The organism is Kitasatospora sp. NPDC001159 (assembly GCF_053598235.1).
Genome location: NZ_JBSFJV010000002.1, coordinates 1 through 15820, shown reverse-complemented (window position 1 = coordinate 15820; position 15820 = coordinate 1). Strand labels below are relative to the sequence as shown.

Sequence of the window (15820 nt, the reverse complement as noted above, 5' to 3'; positions counted from 1 at the left end):
GGAAGGCGTTGCCTTGAGCACCAGGACCACCTTGATCACGGGCGTCGGCAGCCTGGTCACCAACGACCTCGGGCACGGCACCGGGCCGCTCGGCCTGCTGACCGACGCAGCCGTGGTGGTCGACGGCGACACCGTCGCCTGGGTCGGCCCGGCGGCGCAGGCCCCGGCCGCGGACGAGCGCTTCGACGCCGAGGGCCGGGCGCTGCTGCCCGGCTTCGTCGACTCGCACGCCCACCTGGTGTTCGCGGGCGACCGCACCGCCGAGTTCAACGCCCGGATGTCCGGGCAGTCGTACACGGCGGGCGGCATCCGCACCACGGTGGCGGCGACCCGGGCGGCGAGCGACGCCGAACTGGACGCGAACCTGGCCCGGTTCGTCCGGGAGGCGCTGCGCCAGGGCACCACCACCATCGAGTGCAAGTCCGGCTACGGACTGACGGTCGAGGACGAAGCGCGCTCCCTGCGGATCGCCGCGAAGCACACCCCGGAGACCACCTACCTGGGCGCGCACGTGGTGGCCCCCGAGTACGCCGAGGACCCGGCCGGCTACGTCGACCTGGTCACCGGCGAGATGCTGGACGCCTGTGCGCCGCACGCCCGTTGGGTGGACGTGTTCTGCGAGAAGGGCGCCTTCGACGGCGACCAGGCACGGGCCGTCCTCACCGCCGGCATCGAGCGCGGCCTCACCCCCCGGGTGCACGCCAACCAGCTCACGTACGGGCCCGGCGTGCAGCTCGCGGTGGAGCTGGGGGCCGCCTCGGCGGACCACTGTACCCACCTGACGGACGAGGACGTGGCGGCGCTGGCGGGTTCGGCGACGGTCGCGACGCTGCTGCCGGGGGCGGAGTTCTCCACCCGTGCCGAGTACCCGAGCGGCCGTCGGCTGCTGGACGCGGGCGCGGTGGTGGCGCTCTCGACGGACTGCAACCCGGGCTCCAGCTTCACCAGTTCGATGGCGTTCTGCATCGCGGTGGCGGTGCGGGAGATGGGGATGACCCCGGACGAGGCGGTCTGGGCGGCCACGGCGGGCGGCGCGCACGCGCTGCGGCGCAGTGATGTGGGGACGGTCGCGGTAGGGGCGCGGGCTGACCTGCTGCTGCTGGATGCGCCCTCGCACGTGCACCTGGCGTACCGCCCGGGCGTGCCGCTGACGGCGGCGGTCTGGCGATCAGGCGTCCGGGAGGTCTAGGACCCGTAGACGGCCCCCGCGCCCCCGGGGTGGCGGGCGCGGGGGCTCTTCACTGCCCCCGCTCAGGGGGTGGTGAGGTGGTCGAACTCGCCGGACTTCGCGCCCTGGAGGAAGTTGGCGAGGCTGAGACGGGTGGTGCGGACGATGACGTCGCCCTCGTCGGACTCGCGGAGTTCGATAGCCCCGTCGACGGTCCGCACCTCAATGCAGTCGGAGTTTGCGCCTGAGTAACTAGACTTCTTCCAGGTAGAGTTAGGCATACTTGCTTTCCATGTCCTTCTTGACGGATCGAATGAACTCTCGGGAGTCATCTTCCGAGATGGCCGCCGATTCGAGCCGGGCGAGCATAGATCGGAACCTGGCGAGGTGGGCTGGTGCATCGAAGAGCACGTTGCCGACGCTGGAGTCCGTCTGCACTGTGTCCAGTTCCGGGATCGGTCCTTCGACATAGGTGAAGTTCTCGTAGTTGAGAGGAAGCGCATCGACGTCGAACAGCACGACTCGGATCGAGATGGTCGGCCGCTCGGAGTCTTCGATGAGGCTACGGAGCTGTTCGGCTTGAATCGCGGGCCCACTGAACTGCATGCGTAGAGCCGCCTCATGGATATAGGCGGAATATGGCGTTGCGCCGGAGCGAACGACGTCTTGTCGTCGCATTCGGAAGGCCGTTCTCTGGTCGACCTCATGGTGTGGGAGCGGTGTTAGGGAGCGATCAAAGACAGCACCGGTATATGCGTTGGTCTGGAGAAGGCCAGGGATGAAGGCCATCGTGTAAGTCGAGAGCCTGCGGGCATGGCCTTCAACCTCGGCGACCTCAAGGAAGTCGTCTGAGAGAGTCCCGCGATACTCCTCCCACCAAGCGCCCTTGCCCCGGTCCGTGATGATCTCCGCCAACGCCTCGATCAGAGGCTCGTTGGCGCACATGCACAACGCGGCGATCGTGCGCAGGCGTTCGACACTGATGCCGGTCTTGCCACTCTCCATCTGCGTCACGTGGGCGGGATTGATGCCCAGCGCACGGGCAAGTTGACTGCCGCCAAGCCCCGCCTGCTCCCGCATCCTACGCAGCTCGGCGCCCAGCCGCAGTTGACGGAGGGTCGGATTCGGTCGAAGCGCCATGTGGTCCTCTCTGCTGGTCGTGGGACCAGTCTGCCTCAGAGGCGCTGCCACGTTAGAGGGAACTTCTTGCGGTCCGCCACAAATCTGTGGCGGACCGCGCTATCGTCGCTCTCAGCTCGATCCGACGGATCGTCAGTAATGCCTGCATTCAAGGCAGTAGGCGCCTGCTGCCCTCGCGCGCCGCAGAGCAGCCGTGCCCCGGCCTGGCTCACGGCGACGACCGTCATCCCTTCACTCCTCTCCCCACACCACAGCCTCCCGGAGGTTCCCGTGTGCACCCGTAACACCCCCTCGCTCACCCTCTCCCGCCAGGCCCTGCGGGACGCCATGACCCGCAGCGGCGGCTGGGACGCCGACACCATCTTCAACGCCGAACTCGCCCTCTGCGAGCTGATCGTCAACGCCTGGAGGCACGGCGGCACCCCCGCGCCCGTCGTCTGGTTCTCCCTCTTCGACCGCACCCTCAGGGTCACCGTCTCCGACGAGAGCGACGCCCTCCCGCAGCCGCGCACCCCCTCCGGCATCGCCGAGACCGGTCGTGGCCTCCAACTCGTCGAGGGCCTCACCCACCGCTGGGGCGTCGACCCCCAGAAGCGCGGCAAAACCACCTGGTACGAGCTGGACTCCGACGCGTGACCCGCGACCCCATCGCCCCGGACGACCCCCGGATGCGCGACTACACCCAGCCCCAACTCACCGCCCTCCTCGGCGAGCTGCACCGCAGAGGCCTGCCGCACGGCCTCCTCTGGGGCTCCGCCTCGCCCGGCGAGACGACCCTCGACGGCCGCATCCTCGTCGACTTCGGCAACGCGCCCGTCAGTACTCTGCTCAACCTCCTCCACCTCCTCCGCGACCTGGAGAGGGACGAGCCGTGGCACCGGTGAAGTTCTTCGTCGGCGCGATCTTCGTCGCCCTCCTCGCCCTCGCGATCGCCACCGTCGCCCTCGGCGTCATCGCGACCCTCAAGATGCGGCGCCCCGAGGACTGCGACGACCAGCCCTGACGCCCACGCGCAGGCCCTCGCCCACCCAGGCCGAGGGCCTCGCGAGCGCCCGCTGTCAGCCGAGACAGGGGGTCGCCCCGCCTTCCAGGAAGTGCTGGAGCCGGAGGCGCTGGGTGTGGTGCATCGGCAACCCTTCGATGTCGCCTGGGGCGACGGATGCGGGCGGCGAAGCAGACGTCGAACTGCTGCCGGAGTTCGCCATCCGAGTAGGCGATCACGTGGCGGAGGTCGGTGTACATGCCGACGAGCCCGGTCAACCCCTGAGGGCGGTCGCCCGTCGAGCCCGGGGCTTCCGCCGCCTACAGGCACGGTTGGTTGGTCGCGAGTGATCGACTGTGGTGAGTGACACCGGTCTCCGGTACTTGGTCCCGGAGACCGGTGTCGGTCGTTGTGGGGGGCGTGTCGCGCGGATCCTGCTGCCGAGGTCTCGCGAAGCCTGCCTAGTCCACGACCAACGAGCGCTTCAGGAAAGCCAGTTCGTGCCGGAGCAGGTTCTCCACTGTGGCCTCGTCCCTCGGTCGGTGGCCGGCGCCGCGCAGTGGCAGTACCTCGTGCGGGCGGCCGGCTGCGAGCAGGGCGCTGGAGAGCCGCAGGGTGTGGGCGGGGTAGACGTTGTCGTCCGCCAGGCCCTGGACCAGCAGGAGTGGGCGGCTCAGGTTCGGGGCCTCGGCGACGAGGGAGCCGTCGTCGTAGTGCTCGGGGTGCTCGTCGGGGTGGCCGAGGAAGCGCTCCTGCCAGTGGGTGTCGTAGAGTCGCCAGTCGGTGGGGGCGGCCCCGGCGGAGGCGGCGTGGAAGACGTCCGGGCGTCGCAGGACGGCGAGGGCGGCCAGATAGCCACCGAAGGACCAGCCTCGGATGCCGACCCGGTCGAGGTCGAGCAGTCCGGGCCGCAGTCGGGCGGTTTCGTGCAGGCCGTCGATCTGGTCCTCAAGCGGGGGCCCGGCCTTGTCACCCCAGACCGTCTTGTCCCATTGCGGTCCGCGCCCCGGGGTGCCCCGGCCGTCCACCACCAGCACCGCGAAGCCCTGGTCGGCGAACCACTGCGACACCTGCTCGTGCCAGGCGCCTCCGGTGGTGACCTTCTGCATGGCCGGCCCGGCGTACGGGTCGAGCAGCACGGGCAGCGGGCCGTCGCCGGGGCGGTGGCCGGTGGGCAGGTAGAGCGCCGCGCGCAGGTCGCGCGGGCCGAGGCGGAGCAGTTCGGGTCGGGCGGTGACGACGGGCACCTCGGCGTATGAGGTGAGAGGGAGCGATGGGCGATCCTCCCGCAGCACCTCCGTACGGCCTCCGGGCAGGCCGGTGACCCGGGTGGTGAGCACCAGGGTGCCGCCGCGTCGCACGCCGGTGTGCACGCCGGGTCCGCTGCTCAGCTTCCGCACGCCGACATCCGGTTCGTACGTCCACAGGTGCGTCTCGGTGGGCTCGTCCGAGGCGGTGAACAGCACCTGCTCGCCCTCCGTCCCGACCACGGCCCGCAGTTGTAGCCCGGCCGGCGTGACGGGCTTGCCGTCGACGGTCAGTTGCCGGGTGTCGCCGTCGTCGGCGGTGTCGACCAGCGCGCCGCCCTCCGTCCGGACCGGCAGGCCGGGGAGCAGCTCGACCCAGTGCGGATCGGAACGCCCGGCGAGCACCCGGGTGCCGCCGTCCGCGCCGATCGCCAGGGTGCCGACGGCGCGCTGGTCGCGGCTCTGCACAGCGGCGTACGGGCCGTGGCCGTCCCAGCCGGCGGCGGTGAGGTACTCGAAGGCGGTGCGATCCCAGCGGATCTCGGTCCGGCTGCCGTCGAGGCCGAGCAGCCAGAGCGAGACGTCGGCGTTGGCGGTCCCGGCCAGCGGGTACCGCATGGCGCGTGGCGGCTGCAGCGGGTCGGTGGGGTCGGCGAGGAAGAGCCGGGTGACGGCGCGCTCGTCGACCCGGGCGACCAGCAGCGCCGTGCCGTCCGGAGACCACCAGTAGCCACGGTCGCGGTACATCTCCTCGGCGGCGACGTACTCGGCGAGGCCGTACGAGATGCCTTCGGCCTCGGGCTCGGCCAGCACCCGGTCGCCCGTACCGTCCGCGCCGACCACCCGCAGGGCGCCGCCGCTGACGTAGGCGATCGTGCGGCCGGTCGGGTCCGGCCGCACCTCCTGCGGCTCACCGGTGCAGGGGATCGGGCGAACCGAAGCCGTGCGGGTGTCGGCCAGCCACAGCGCCCCGTCCAGCGCGAACGCGGCGAGTGAGCCGGTGGCGTCGGTGCTGTACGAGGCGATGCCGGCGTCGGAGCCCAGAGCGGAAGGGTCGGCGACCAGCAGCTCCGCGCCGGTCGCGGTGTCCAGCGCCCACAGGCAGGTGAGCGGATCGGTGCCGCCCCGGCTGCGCAGGAACAGCACGGTCGAGCCGTCGGCCGTGGGCTCCGGCTGGACGGGGGCGCCCAGGGTGAACCGCCGGGTGCGGGCCAGCTGCTGCGGGAACGAGTGCGGTGGGAACGAGTCGGTGGCCATGCGGGCACCGTAGGCGGAAAACGGCCGGGGCCGCCGTGGATCTCAGGAATCCACGGCGGCCCCGGAGCGGGGGGACGGACGTCAGTGCACGTCGCCCATGAGCTTGACGACCTTCTTGCGGTACATCGCCAGCGCGAGACCGGCGACGATCGCCAGGACGCCCTGGACCGCGAAGTACCAGGTGCTGCCGACCACCTTGTCGCCCAGCACCAGCTGGAAGATGGCGGCGACGCAGTCGCCCGCGGTGACGGCGAGGAACCAGACACCCATCATCTGGCTGGCGTACTTGGTGGGCGCCAGCTTGGTGGTGACGGACAGGCCGACCGGGGAGAGGGTGAGCTCACCGACGGTCTGCACCAGGTAGACCATGGCCAGCCACAGCGGGGTGACCTTGGTGTCGCCCGAGGCTGCGGCCATCGCCAGCATCATGACGATGAAGGAGGCGCCGATCATCAGCAGACCGAAGGCGAACTTCATGGTGGTGCTGGGGTTCTTCGACCGGCGGGCCAGGGCGACCCAGATCCAGGCGCAAACCGGGGCCAGCGCCATGATGTAGAGCGGGTTCAGCGACTGGAACCAGCTGGACGGGAAGTTGAGCCCGAACAGCGTGGACGCGGTGTGCTCGTCGGCGAAGACGTTCAGCGTCGAGCCGGACTGGTCGTAGATCATCCAGAACACGGCGGCGGCGATGAAGAACCAGATGTAGCCGCTCATCTTGCCCTGCTCGGCGGCGTCGAGGTCCTTGTCGCGCTTCACCTTGGTGAAGACCAGGACCGGGATCGCCAGGCCCGCGATGGACAGCGGCCAGATCGCCCAGTTGATGGTGAAGTGGCCGGTGGCGGCGACGACCGCGTAGAAGACCGCGGCGGCGGCCAGCCAGATGCCGGCCTTGGTGAAGATCTTCCGCTTCTCGTCCGGGGTGATCGGCGAGGTGACGACGTTGCTCTTCGGGCTCAGGTGGCGGGTGCCCAGCAGGAACTGGGCGAGGCCGAGGGCCATGCCGACACCGGCCAGGGCGAAGCCCAGGTGCCAGTTGACCTCCTGGCCGACGGTGCCGATGACCAGCGGGGCCGCGAAGGCACCGAGGTTGATGCCCATGTAGAAGACGGTGAAGCCACCGTCGCGACGCGGGTCGTTCGGGCCGTCGTACAGGTGGCCGACCATCGTCGAGATGTTGGCCTTGAGCAGACCCGAGCCGACCGCGATGAAGGCGAGGCCGACGAAGAAGGACGCGCTGAACGGGACCGCCAGCAGGAAGTGGCCGATCATGATGATCGAGCCGCCGAGCGCGACGGTCTTGCGGGCACCGAGGAAGCGGTCCGCGATCCAGCCGCCCGGGAGGGCCAGCAGGTAGACCATGGCCGTGTACACGCTGTACACGGCGGCGGCGACCGCCGTCTTCATGCCGAGGCCGCCGTCCGCGAGGGAGGCGGTCATGTAGAGCACGAGCAGGGCGCGCATGCCGTAGTAGCTGAAGCGCTCCCACATCTCGCTCATGAAGAGAGTGGCGAGCCCCCGGGGGTGCCCGAGGAAGGTCTTGCCGCTGGGAGAGGCCGACGTGACGCCGGAGTCCAGGGTCGTAGACGCCATGAGTAAGTGGTTCCTTGCCTGACAGCGTCCGCCTAGGGGGGTGGCGGCGGACGTGGACTTGAACCACTCTACGTGGCGATATTTGGCGTTATCAGATGACAAACGCTGCGAATCAGCCGGGTTGATAACAAAGTTGGCAACAGACCTGCCCGACTGATCCATGGTAAGCGAGCGCGTCTTCCTTCGGTTTCAAGATCCAAAGGTGGATTCTTCGCCGAACGGTCGGTCGGCAACGCTCCGTTGACCCCCGAATGGCCTCTGTATAACGATCACGCTCTGTGAACTACCTCACAGGACGTACGCGCTTACCCCGGCGGACTACCATCACCCATATGACCTGTGTGCTGCTCGCCGAGGACGATCCGGCGATCTCCGAACCGCTCGCCAGGGCCCTGCGACGCGAGGGCTACGAGGTGCTCGTCCGCGAGGACGGTCCGACCGCACTCGCCGCCGGCCTCACCGAGGAGGTCGACCTCGTCGTCCTGGACCTCGGCCTGCCCGAGATGGACGGCCTTGAGGTCTGCCGCCGGCTGCGCGCCGACGGCAAGAGCTGCCCCGTCCTGGTGCTCACCGCCCGCGCGGACGAGGTGGACACCGTGGTCGGCCTGGACGCCGGCGCCGACGACTACGTGACCAAGCCCTTCCGCCTGGCCGAACTGCTCGCCCGCGTCCGGGCCCTGCTCCGGCGCGGCAACGTCGACCAGCTCACCACCGGTGCGCACGGGGTGAAGATCGACATCGAGTCCCACCGCGCCTGGCTCGGCGAGGAGGAGCTGACCCTCTCCGCCAAGGAGTTCGAGCTGCTGCGCGTCCTGGTCCGCGACGCCGGCCGGGTGGTCACCCGCGAGGAGATCATGCGGCAGGTCTGGGACACCACGTGGTGGACCTCGACCAAGACCCTGGACATGCACATCTCCTGGCTCCGCAAGAAGCTCGGCGACGACGCGGCGAACCCGCGCTACATCGCCACCGTGCGCGGAGTGGGGTTCCGGTTCGAGAAGAATTAGCCCCGTACGGAGATCGTGGCCGGGCAGCGGCCGATGAAGCGGAACACCTCGGGGAGCAGCAGCGTGAAACGCCGGATGATCAACTCGCTGCTGGTCGTCGTCCTGGTGGTCGTCGTGGTGTTCTGCGTGCCGCTCGCCCTCGTCGAGAAGCGCACCATCGTCAGCTCCGCCCAGGACCGGGTGGACGCGACCGCCGTCCGGGTGCTCGCCCTGGTGGAGAGCCGGCTCGCCGCGGGCGAGCCGGTCCGGGAGGGGCGCGTCTTCGAGAGCCAGGTCACCGAGGGCAGCTACGTCGAGGTGCAGATCCCCGGCCAGCAGGTCGTCTCGGCGGGTGACCGCCCGGCCGGGAACCACCTGCTGAAGGCCGCCGAGCACGGCATCAGCGGTGAGATCGTCACCGTCGAGCAGTCCCGCGAGGACGTCGACCACGAGATCGCCAACAACCTGCTGCTGCTCGGTGTGGTCGCCCTGCTGGCCGTCCAGGCCGCCGTGGCACTCGCGGTGTGGCAGGCCAAACGGCTCGCCCGGCCGCTCACCGACCTCGCCGAGACCGCCGAACGGCTCGGCTCCGGCGACCCGCGCCCGCGCGACCGCCGGTACGGGGTGCCGGAGCTGGACCGGATCGCCGAGGTGCTGGACACCAGCGCCGAGCGGATCGCCCGGATGCTCACCGCCGAGCGCCGCCTCGCCGCCGACGCCTCGCACCAGCTGCGCACCCCGCTCACCGCGCTGTCCATGCGGCTGGAGGAGATCACCGCGCTCGCCGAGGAGCCGGAGACCGTCAAGGAGGAGGCGACCATCGCCCTCCAGCAGGTCGAGCGGCTCACCGACGTGGTCCAGCGGCTGCTCACCACCCAGCGCGACCCGCGCAGCCCCACCGCCGTCGCCTTCGACCTGGACGAGGTGATCAAGCAGCAGGTGGAGGAGTGGGGCCCGACGCTGCGCGAGCAGGGCCGGGTGCTGTCCCTGGAGGGCCTGCACGGGGTCACCGCGGTCGGTACCCCGGGGACGGTGGCCCAGGTGCTCGCCACCCTGATCGAGAACTCGCTGATGCACGGCGCCGGGACGATCACCCTGCGGGTCCGGCCCTCCGGCACCTCCGTGGTGGTCGAGGTGCAGGACCAGGGCGCCGGGGTGCCGACCGACCTCGGCAACCGGGTGTTCGAACGTGCGGTCAGCGGCCGCAACTCCACCGGCATCGGCCTGGCCGTCGCCCGGGACCTCGCGGAGGCGGACGGCGGTCGGCTGGAGCTCCTCTCGCTGAAGCCGGCGGTGTTCGCGCTCTTCCTCGGCCGCAGCCACGAGGACTAGGGCCCGCCCGGCAGGATCCGCCGGACAGGCCCCGAGGATCCTCGGGCCGTTCGGGTGCCCGGCGGCACGCCGAGCTGGCTCATCAGGGTCCCGGGGGCTCTCCGGGAGTGCGGCTACTCGGCCTTGGCGTAGCGGATCTGCTCGGCGGCCAGCATCAGCTCGGCCTGGGCGGCCAGCTCCTGGCCGCCAGCGGCGGGGTCGACGTCCTGCTCGGGCTCGGGCAGCTCTTTGAACACCCAGGTGCGGTACGAGATGAAGCGGAACACGGTGGCCACGCCGAGGCCGATCACCTTGGCGCCCAGCTGCTCGTAGTGCGAGTCCAGGTGCAGCACGTAGACCGTGAAGCCGAGCACGCCGGTCTCGATCAGCATGCCGATGCCGCTGTACACCAGGAACAGCGTGATCTCCCGCTTGCGCGAGGCGGTGTCGCGGTCCCGGTACAGCCAGTAGCGGTAGCCGAGGTAGTTGGTCGCGATCGCGATCACCGTGGCCGCGATGTTCGACCGCAGTGAGGCCAGGCCCAGGCTGTTGATGCAGACCCAGAACGCGGCGAAGTTGACCACCACGCCGCTCAGGCCGACGATGCCGAACTTCACGACTTCGCCCGTGATCCCACGCAACTTCTGCATGAGCCGGGGTTTCGAAGCTGCGGTCGTCGCCATACCGGGCTGCCTCCATGTGCCTGCGGACGAAAGGGCGGCCGACATGGGAAGCGGCCACCCTTGTGCCCTGCGTGCACGCACATGATCTGACTGCGTGGACGAGGACCTGGCCGTCCAGGCTACCCGCTTCCATCGAACGGCTCAGCCCCTTGGGCATGGGCTTGACATCTACGCGCGTCCACTACTCACGGCCCCACCGCAGCTCAACAGCTCCCCACCGGCCCGGATATCCTGGCCGGGTGACTTCCCCGGGCAATGTGAATTTTCCAGTGGTGGGCATGATCGGTGGCGGGCAGCTGGCCCGCATGGCACACCAGGCGGGCATCCCGCTCGGGGTCAGGTTCAAGCTCCTCGCCGACACGCCGCAGGACTCCGCCGCGCAGGTGGTCTCCGAGGTTGTCCTCGGGGACTACCGCGACCTCGACACCCTGCGCCGCTTCGCGGCCGGGTGCGACGTCATCACCTTCGACCACGAGCACGTGCCGACCGAGCACCTGCGGGCCCTGGAGGCCGACGGCATCGCCGTCCGCCCCGGCCCGGACGCGCTGGTCAACGCCCAGGACAAGGGCGTGATGCGGGCCAAGCTCGACTCCATCGACGTGCCCTGCCCCCGGCACCGGATCGTCGCCGACCCGGCCGACGTGACCGCCTTCGCCAACGACGGCGCCGGCTACCCGGTCGTGCTGAAGACCGTCCGCGGCGGCTACGACGGCAAGGGCGTCTGGGTCGTCGACGACGAGAACGAGGCGCAGGCCCCGTTCCTGGCCGGCGTCCCCGTGCTGGCCGAGGAGAAGGTCGACTACGTTCGCGAGCTGGCCGCCAACGTGGTCCGCTCGCCCAGCGGCCAGGCCGTCGCCTACCCGGTGGTCGAGAGCATCCAGGAGGACGGCATCTGCGCCGAGGTCATCGCCCCGGCCCCGGACCTCGACCCCGCCCTCTCCGACGAGGCCCAGCAGCTCGCCCTGCGGATCGCCGGCGAGCTCGGCATCGTCGGCCACCTGGCCGTCGAGCTGTTCCAGACCCGGGACGGCCGCATCCTGGTCAACGAACTGGCCATGCGCCCGCACAACTCCGGGCACTGGACCCAGGACGGCGCGGTCACCTCGCAGTTCGAGAACCACCTGCGGGCCGTCCTCGACCTCCCGCTCGGCGACCCCCGGCCGCGCGCCAAGTGGACCGTCATGGTCAACGTCCTCGGCGGCGACTACCCGGACATGTACCACGCCTTCCTGCACTGCATGGCCCGCGACCCCGGGCTGCGGATCCACATGTACGGGAAGGACGTCAAGCCCGGCCGAAAGGTCGGCCACGTCAACGTCTTCGGGGACGACCTCGACGACGTCCGCGAGCGCGCCCGCCATGCGGCCGCCTACCTGCGAGGAACGATCACCGATTGACTTCCTCTTTGTGACTTGGTTACGGGTGGTCACCAGGTGATCACCTATCGAGATTCTGGTTCGCCCGGCGGCGAAGCGGCTACCCTGCCCCGCTACGCGGGAGTTTCGTTTCCTACCCCCCGGCCGAAGCCGGGGGTATCCACGAAAGAGATTCAGATGAACCCCGCTTCGAACATCCCCGTCGTCGGCATCGTGATGGGCTCGGACTCCGACTGGCCGGTCATGGAGGCCGCCGCCCAGGCCCTGGACGAGTTCGAGATCCCCTACGAGGTGGACGTCGTCTCGGCCCACCGGATGCCCCGCGAGATGGTCGCGTACGGCGAGAACGCCCACAAGCGCGGCCTGAAGGCGATCATCGCCGGCGCCGGCGGCGCGGCCCACCTGCCGGGCATGCTGGCCTCCGTCACCCCGCTGCCGGTCATCGGCGTGCCGGTGCCGCTGCGCTACCTGGACGGCATGGACAGCCTGCTGTCGATCGTCCAGATGCCGGCTGGCGTGCCGGTGGCCACCGTCTCGGTGGCCGGCGCGCGCAACGCGGGCCTGCTCGCGGTCCGGATGCTCGCGGCCTTCGACGCCGAACTCGCCGAGAAGATGACCGACTTCCAGGCCGAGCTGAACAGCCAGGCCACCGAGAAGGGCAAGAAGCTCCGCGCCAAGGTGGCCGGTTCCACCTCCTTCGGCTTCGGCAAGTAACCCGCTGGTGGGGGTGGGGTAGAACAACCCGTATGACTTCTCCGACGGACTCCCCCACCCCACTGGACCGTGCCCGGGCCCTGCTCCGCACCGCCCCTGTGGTGGACGGTCACAACGACCTCCCCTGGGCGATGCGCGAGCAGGCCGGGTACGACCTCGGCGCGCTCGACCTCGCCGCCGACCAGAGCGACCGCCTGCACACCGACCTCGCCCGCCTCGCGGAGGGCGGCGTCGGCGCGCAGTTCTGGTCCGTCTACGTCCCCGCCTCGCTGGCCGGCGACCACGCGGTGAGCGCCACCCTGGAGCAGGTCGACTTCGTCCACGCCCTGGTCGAGCGCTACCCCGACCGGCTGCGCCTGGCCCGTACCGCCGCCGACATGGAGGCCGCCCGCGCCGAGGGCCGGATCGCCTCGCTGATGGGCGCCGAGGGCGGCCACTCCATCGACTGCTCGCTGGCCACCCTGCGCGCCCTGTACGAACTCGGCGTGCGCTACCTGACGCTCACCCACAACGACAACGTGCCGTGGGCGGACTCCGCGACGGACAAGCCGGTGGCCGGCGGGCTGACCCGGTTCGGCGAGGAGGTCGTCCGGGAGATGAACCGGCTCGGCATGCTGGTCGACCTCTCGCACGTCTCCGCCGACACCATGCGGGACGCCCTGCGGGTCACCGAGGCGCCCGTCGTCTTCTCGCACTCCTCCTCGCGGACGGTCTGCGACCACCCGCGCAACATCCCGGACGACGTGCTCGCCCAGCTGCCCGCCAACGGCGGTGTGGCGATGGCGACCTTCGTCCCCAAGTTCATCCTGCCCGCCGCCATCGAGTGGACACTGGCCGCCGACGAGAACATGCGCACCCACGGCTTCCACCCGCTGGACACCACCCCGCCCGCGATGGAGCGCCAGCGCGCCTTCGAGGCCGCCAACCCGCGCCCGATCGCCACCCCGGCCACCGTCGCCGACCACCTCGACCACATGCGCGAGGTGGCCGGCATCGACCACATCGGCATCGGCGGCGACTTCGACGGCACCGCCTTCCTGCCGGACGGCCTCGACTCGGTGGCCGGCTACCCCAACCTGGTCGCCGAACTCCTCGGCCGCCACTGGTCGGAGGCGGACCTCGCCAAGCTCACCTGGCACAACGCCGTCCGCGTCCTGCGCGACGCCGAGTCCGTCGCCGCCTCCCTGCGGGCCACCCGCCGCCCGTCCATCGCCACCATCGCCCAGCTGGACGGCTGAGCGCCGGCTTTCAACCGAGCCGGGGGATCTCGATGGCCGGGCACCTGTCCATCACCATCGAGACCCCCGCGGCCCGGGTCCGCTCGTAGGCGGCCTCGTCGATCACCCCCAGCTGGAACCAGACCGCCTTCGCCCCGGCCGCCACCGCCTGGTCGGCGACCTCCCCGGCCAGCGCGCTGTTCACGAACACGTCCACCACATCGACCGGGAACGGGATCGCGGCGAGCGAGGCGTACCCGGGCTCGCCGAGCACCGTCTCGGCCTTCGGGTGCACCGGCACGATCCGCTTGCCGTACCGCTGGAGCACCCGCGCCACCCCGTACGCGGCCCGGGCGGTGTTGTTGGACAGGCCCACCACCGCCCAGGCATCGCCCGTGCCGGTGAGGATCTCGCGGACCGTCGCGTCGTCGCCGTAGCTCGTCACGCCGCTCTCAACGACGGTCCGCCGAAAGGCATTCCCGGGTGTCAGCTCGGGCGGCCGAGCGCCCGGTAGGTCCAGCCGGCGGCGCGCCAGGCTTCGGCGTCGAGGACGTTGCGGCCGTCGAGGAGGCGGCGTTCGGCGACGACGGCGCCGAGCTCGGCCGGGTCCAGCTCGCGGAACTCGGCCCACTCGGTGAGGTGGAGGACGACGTGGGCGCCCTCGGCGGCCTCCAGGGCGGAGCCGGCGTAGGCGAGCGAGGGGAACATCTTGCGGGCGTTGTCCACGGCCTTCGGGTCGTAGACGGTGACCTGGGCGCCCTGGAGCTGGATCTGGGCGGCCACGTTGAGGGCGGGGGAGTCCCGGATGTCGTCCGAGTTGGGCTTGAAGGCGGCGCCGAGGACGGCGACCCGGCGCCCCAGGAAGCCCCCGCCGCACTGCTCGCGGGCCAGCTCGACCATCCGGGAGCGGCGCCGCATGTTGATCGAGTCGACCTCGCGCAGGAAGGTCAGCGCCTGGTCGGCGCCGAGTTCGCCGGCCCGGGCCATGAACGCCCGGATGTCCTTGGGCAGGCAGCCGCCGCCGAAACCGAGACCGGAGTTGAGGAACTTGCCGCCGATCCGCTCGTCGTAGGAGAGCGCCTTGCTGAGCTGGGTGACGTCCGCGCCGGCCGCCTCGCAGACCTCGGCCATCGCGTTGATGAAGGAGATCTTGGTGGCCAGGAAGGAGTTGGCGGCGGCCTTGACCAGCTCCGCGGTCGCGAAGTCGGTGACCAGGAACGGCACGCCGGCCGCGATCGGCTCGGCGTACACCTCGCGCAGCAGCCGCTCGGCCCGCTCGCTCTGGGCGCCGACCACGATCCGGTCCGGCCGCAGGGTGTCCTGGACGGCGAAGCCCTCGCGCAGGAACTCCGGGTTCCAGGCGAGTTCGGCGCCCTCGCCGACCGGCGCCAGCGCGGCCAGCCGCTCGGCCAGCCGGGCCGCCGAGCCGACCGGGACGGTGGACTTGCCGACCACCAGGGTCGGGCGGGTCAGGTGCGGCGCCAGGTCCTCGATCGCGGCGTCCACGTACGACATGTCGGCGGCGAACTCGCCCTTGCGCTGCGGGGTGTTGACGCAGACGAAGTGCACGTCGCCGAACTCCGCGGCCTCCTTGGCGGAGGTGGTGAAGCGCAGCCGTCCGGTCGAGCCCTCGTGCCCGGCCACGTGCTTGAGCAGCAGTTCGGACAGCCCCGGCTCGTACATCGGGACACGGCCGGCGGTGAGCGTGGCGATCTTGTCGGGATCGATGTCCAGGCCGAGCACCTCGAAGCCGAACTCCGCCATCGCGGCGGCATGCGTGGCGCCGAGGTAGCCGGTGCCGATCACGGAGATGCGCAGGGTCACGGGTTCCCCTTGAGTTACGGGTTCGACCAGTAGAGGTGCCCTGATGCTATCCGCCCGGCCCGGTTCGGCAGGGATCGCCCGCCTCCGGAGGACGCTAGGCAGCCGCAGGTCGGAGCCCTAGGATCTCTACTGAACGGTAGTTAACCCCGGATTCGACGTCGATCAGACTTCGGTCACTGGACCACGAGGTAGGCATCATGGCGGGCAGCGCTGACTTCGATCTCTTCCGCATCTCCGAGGAGCACGAGATGCTCCGCGAGGCGGTGCGTTCGCTGGCCGAGGCGAAGATCGCGCCGTTCGCGGCGGAGGTGGACGAGCAGGGGCG

General features: G+C 70.5%; 17 protein-coding genes and 1 pseudogene. 10 read left to right on the top strand and 8 right to left on the bottom strand.

Annotated elements, in window-relative coordinates; all coding sequences use genetic code 11:
- Nucleotides 1-13 precede the first annotated feature (13 nt).
- Complete coding sequence (gene hutI / locus ACWC9T_RS01510; RefSeq protein ID WP_449819042.1) at nucleotides 14-1189, top strand: imidazolonepropionase; 1176 nt, start codon at nucleotides 14-16, stop codon at nucleotides 1187-1189.
- A gap of 62 nt (nucleotides 1190-1251) precedes the next feature.
- Here hutI and ACWC9T_RS01505 read toward each other — a convergent pair whose 3' ends face one another.
- Both ACWC9T_RS01505 and ACWC9T_RS01500 read right to left on the bottom strand, forming a co-directional pair.
- Nucleotides 1252-1449 (bottom strand): DUF397 domain-containing protein, encoded by a 198-nt coding sequence (locus ACWC9T_RS01505; RefSeq protein ID WP_449819041.1) that lies wholly within the window; start codon nucleotides 1447-1449, stop codon nucleotides 1252-1254.
- Entirely contained in the window at nucleotides 1442-2308 is an 867-nt protein-coding gene (locus ACWC9T_RS01500) for a helix-turn-helix domain-containing protein (protein WP_449819040.1), read from the bottom strand. The genes ACWC9T_RS01505 and ACWC9T_RS01500 overlap by 8 nt, the downstream gene beginning before the upstream one ends.
- Before the next feature lie 270 nt (nucleotides 2309-2578).
- Between ACWC9T_RS01500 and ACWC9T_RS01495 the strand changes: the two genes are divergently transcribed.
- From ACWC9T_RS01495 to ACWC9T_RS01485, 3 genes are read left to right on the top strand one after another with little or no spacing between them, the layout of a single operon-like run.
- Nucleotides 2579-2944, top strand: a complete 366-nt coding sequence (locus ACWC9T_RS01495) for an ATP-binding protein (protein WP_449819039.1) — start codon at nucleotides 2579-2581, stop codon at nucleotides 2942-2944.
- Entirely contained in the window at nucleotides 2941-3192 is a 252-nt protein-coding gene (locus ACWC9T_RS01490) for a hypothetical protein (RefSeq protein ID WP_449819038.1), read from the top strand. The genes ACWC9T_RS01495 and ACWC9T_RS01490 overlap by 4 nt, the downstream gene beginning before the upstream one ends.
- On the top strand, nucleotides 3180-3311 hold the full coding sequence (locus tag ACWC9T_RS01485; RefSeq protein WP_449819037.1) for a hypothetical protein: 132 nt from the start codon (nucleotides 3180-3182) through the stop codon (nucleotides 3309-3311). Before ACWC9T_RS01490 ends, ACWC9T_RS01485 begins: the two co-directional genes overlap by 13 nt.
- Nucleotides 3312-3366: 55 nt before the next feature.
- Here the strand turns inward: ACWC9T_RS01485 and ACWC9T_RS01480 are convergent.
- From ACWC9T_RS01480 to ACWC9T_RS01470, 3 genes and pseudogenes are all read right to left on the bottom strand, one after another.
- Nucleotides 3367-3568, bottom strand: a pseudogene (locus ACWC9T_RS01480) (DNA mismatch repair protein MutT); the annotation flags it as partial.
- A gap of 183 nt (nucleotides 3569-3751) precedes the next feature.
- Nucleotides 3752-5794 carry a prolyl oligopeptidase family serine peptidase gene (locus ACWC9T_RS01475; RefSeq protein ID WP_449819036.1) on the bottom strand — a complete coding sequence of 681 codons (2043 nt, stop codon included), beginning with the start codon at nucleotides 5792-5794 and terminating at the stop codon, nucleotides 3752-3754.
- A gap of 81 nt (nucleotides 5795-5875) precedes the next feature.
- Entirely contained in the window at nucleotides 5876-7384 is a 1509-nt protein-coding gene (locus ACWC9T_RS01470; RefSeq protein ID WP_449819035.1) for a peptide MFS transporter, read from the bottom strand.
- Nucleotides 7385-7716: 332 nt separating this feature from the next.
- Between ACWC9T_RS01470 and ACWC9T_RS01465 the strand changes: the two genes are divergently transcribed.
- Both ACWC9T_RS01465 and ACWC9T_RS01460 read left to right on the top strand, forming a co-directional pair.
- A complete protein-coding gene (locus ACWC9T_RS01465) occupies nucleotides 7717-8391 on the top strand; it encodes a response regulator transcription factor (protein ID WP_030290974.1) in 675 nt (224 codons plus the stop codon).
- Between the two features lie 63 nt (nucleotides 8392-8454).
- Nucleotides 8455-9702, top strand: a complete 1248-nt coding sequence (locus tag ACWC9T_RS01460) for an ATP-binding protein (RefSeq protein WP_449819034.1) — start codon at nucleotides 8455-8457, stop codon at nucleotides 9700-9702.
- A 113-nt stretch (nucleotides 9703-9815) separates the two neighbouring features.
- Here ACWC9T_RS01460 and ACWC9T_RS01455 read toward each other — a convergent pair whose 3' ends face one another.
- Nucleotides 9816-10331, bottom strand: a complete 516-nt coding sequence (locus tag ACWC9T_RS01455) for a GtrA family protein (protein WP_449819033.1) — start codon at nucleotides 10329-10331, stop codon at nucleotides 9816-9818.
- A 290-nt stretch (nucleotides 10332-10621) separates the two neighbouring features.
- On the opposite strand from ACWC9T_RS01455, the gene ACWC9T_RS01450 reads away from it, so the two are divergent.
- The 3 genes from ACWC9T_RS01450 (at nucleotide 10622) to ACWC9T_RS01440 (ending at nucleotide 13692) form a co-directional block, all read left to right on the top strand.
- Entirely contained in the window at nucleotides 10622-11761 is a 1140-nt protein-coding gene (locus ACWC9T_RS01450) for a 5-(carboxyamino)imidazole ribonucleotide synthase (protein WP_449819187.1), read from the top strand.
- Between the two features lie 156 nt (nucleotides 11762-11917).
- Nucleotides 11918-12454, top strand: coding sequence for a 5-(carboxyamino)imidazole ribonucleotide mutase (gene purE / locus ACWC9T_RS01445; protein WP_449819032.1), 537 nt, complete (start codon nucleotides 11918-11920; stop codon nucleotides 12452-12454).
- 32 nt (nucleotides 12455-12486) lie between these two features.
- Nucleotides 12487-13692, top strand: a complete 1206-nt coding sequence (locus tag ACWC9T_RS01440; protein WP_449819031.1) for a dipeptidase — start codon at nucleotides 12487-12489, stop codon at nucleotides 13690-13692.
- 10 nt (nucleotides 13693-13702) lie between these two features.
- On the opposite strand, the gene ACWC9T_RS01435 is transcribed toward ACWC9T_RS01440, so the two are convergent.
- Nucleotides 13703-14116, bottom strand: coding sequence for a CoA-binding protein (locus ACWC9T_RS01435; protein WP_449819030.1), 414 nt, complete (start codon nucleotides 14114-14116; stop codon nucleotides 13703-13705).
- 41 nt (nucleotides 14117-14157) lie between these two features.
- Nucleotides 14158-15495, bottom strand: a complete 1338-nt coding sequence (locus ACWC9T_RS01430) for a UDP-glucose dehydrogenase family protein (protein WP_449819029.1) — start codon at nucleotides 15493-15495, stop codon at nucleotides 14158-14160.
- Between the two features lie 197 nt (nucleotides 15496-15692).
- Between ACWC9T_RS01430 and ACWC9T_RS01425 the strand changes: the two genes are divergently transcribed.
- Nucleotides 15693-15820: acyl-CoA dehydrogenase family protein (locus ACWC9T_RS01425; protein ID WP_449819186.1), on the top strand; the 128-nt coding region annotated here is incomplete at its 3' end.

Bases quoted from the DNA above. Each gene is read 5' to 3' on its own strand.
- ACWC9T_RS01505 (WP_449819041.1), bottom strand. From the start codon at position 1,449: ATGCCTAACTCTACCTGGAAGAAGTCTAGTTACTCAGGCGCAAACTCC.
- ACWC9T_RS01500 (WP_449819040.1), bottom strand. From the start codon at position 2,308: ATGGCGCTTCGACCGAATCCGACCCTCCGTCAACTGCGGCTGGGCGCC.
- ACWC9T_RS01475 (WP_449819036.1), bottom strand. From the start codon at position 5,794: ATGGCCACCGACTCGTTCCCACCGCACTCGTTCCCGCAGCAGCTGGCC.
- ACWC9T_RS01470 (WP_449819035.1), bottom strand. From the start codon at position 7,384: ATGGCGTCTACGACCCTGGACTCCGGCGTCACGTCGGCCTCTCCCAGC.
- ACWC9T_RS01465 (WP_030290974.1), top strand. From the start codon at position 7,717: ATGACCTGTGTGCTGCTCGCCGAGGACGATCCGGCGATCTCCGAACCG.
- ACWC9T_RS01455 (WP_449819033.1), bottom strand. From the start codon at position 10,331: ATGCAGAAGTTGCGTGGGATCACGGGCGAAGTCGTGAAGTTCGGCATC.
- purE (WP_449819032.1), top strand. From the start codon at position 11,918: ATGAACCCCGCTTCGAACATCCCCGTCGTCGGCATCGTGATGGGCTCG.
- ACWC9T_RS01440 (WP_449819031.1), top strand. From the start codon at position 12,487: ATGACTTCTCCGACGGACTCCCCCACCCCACTGGACCGTGCCCGGGCC.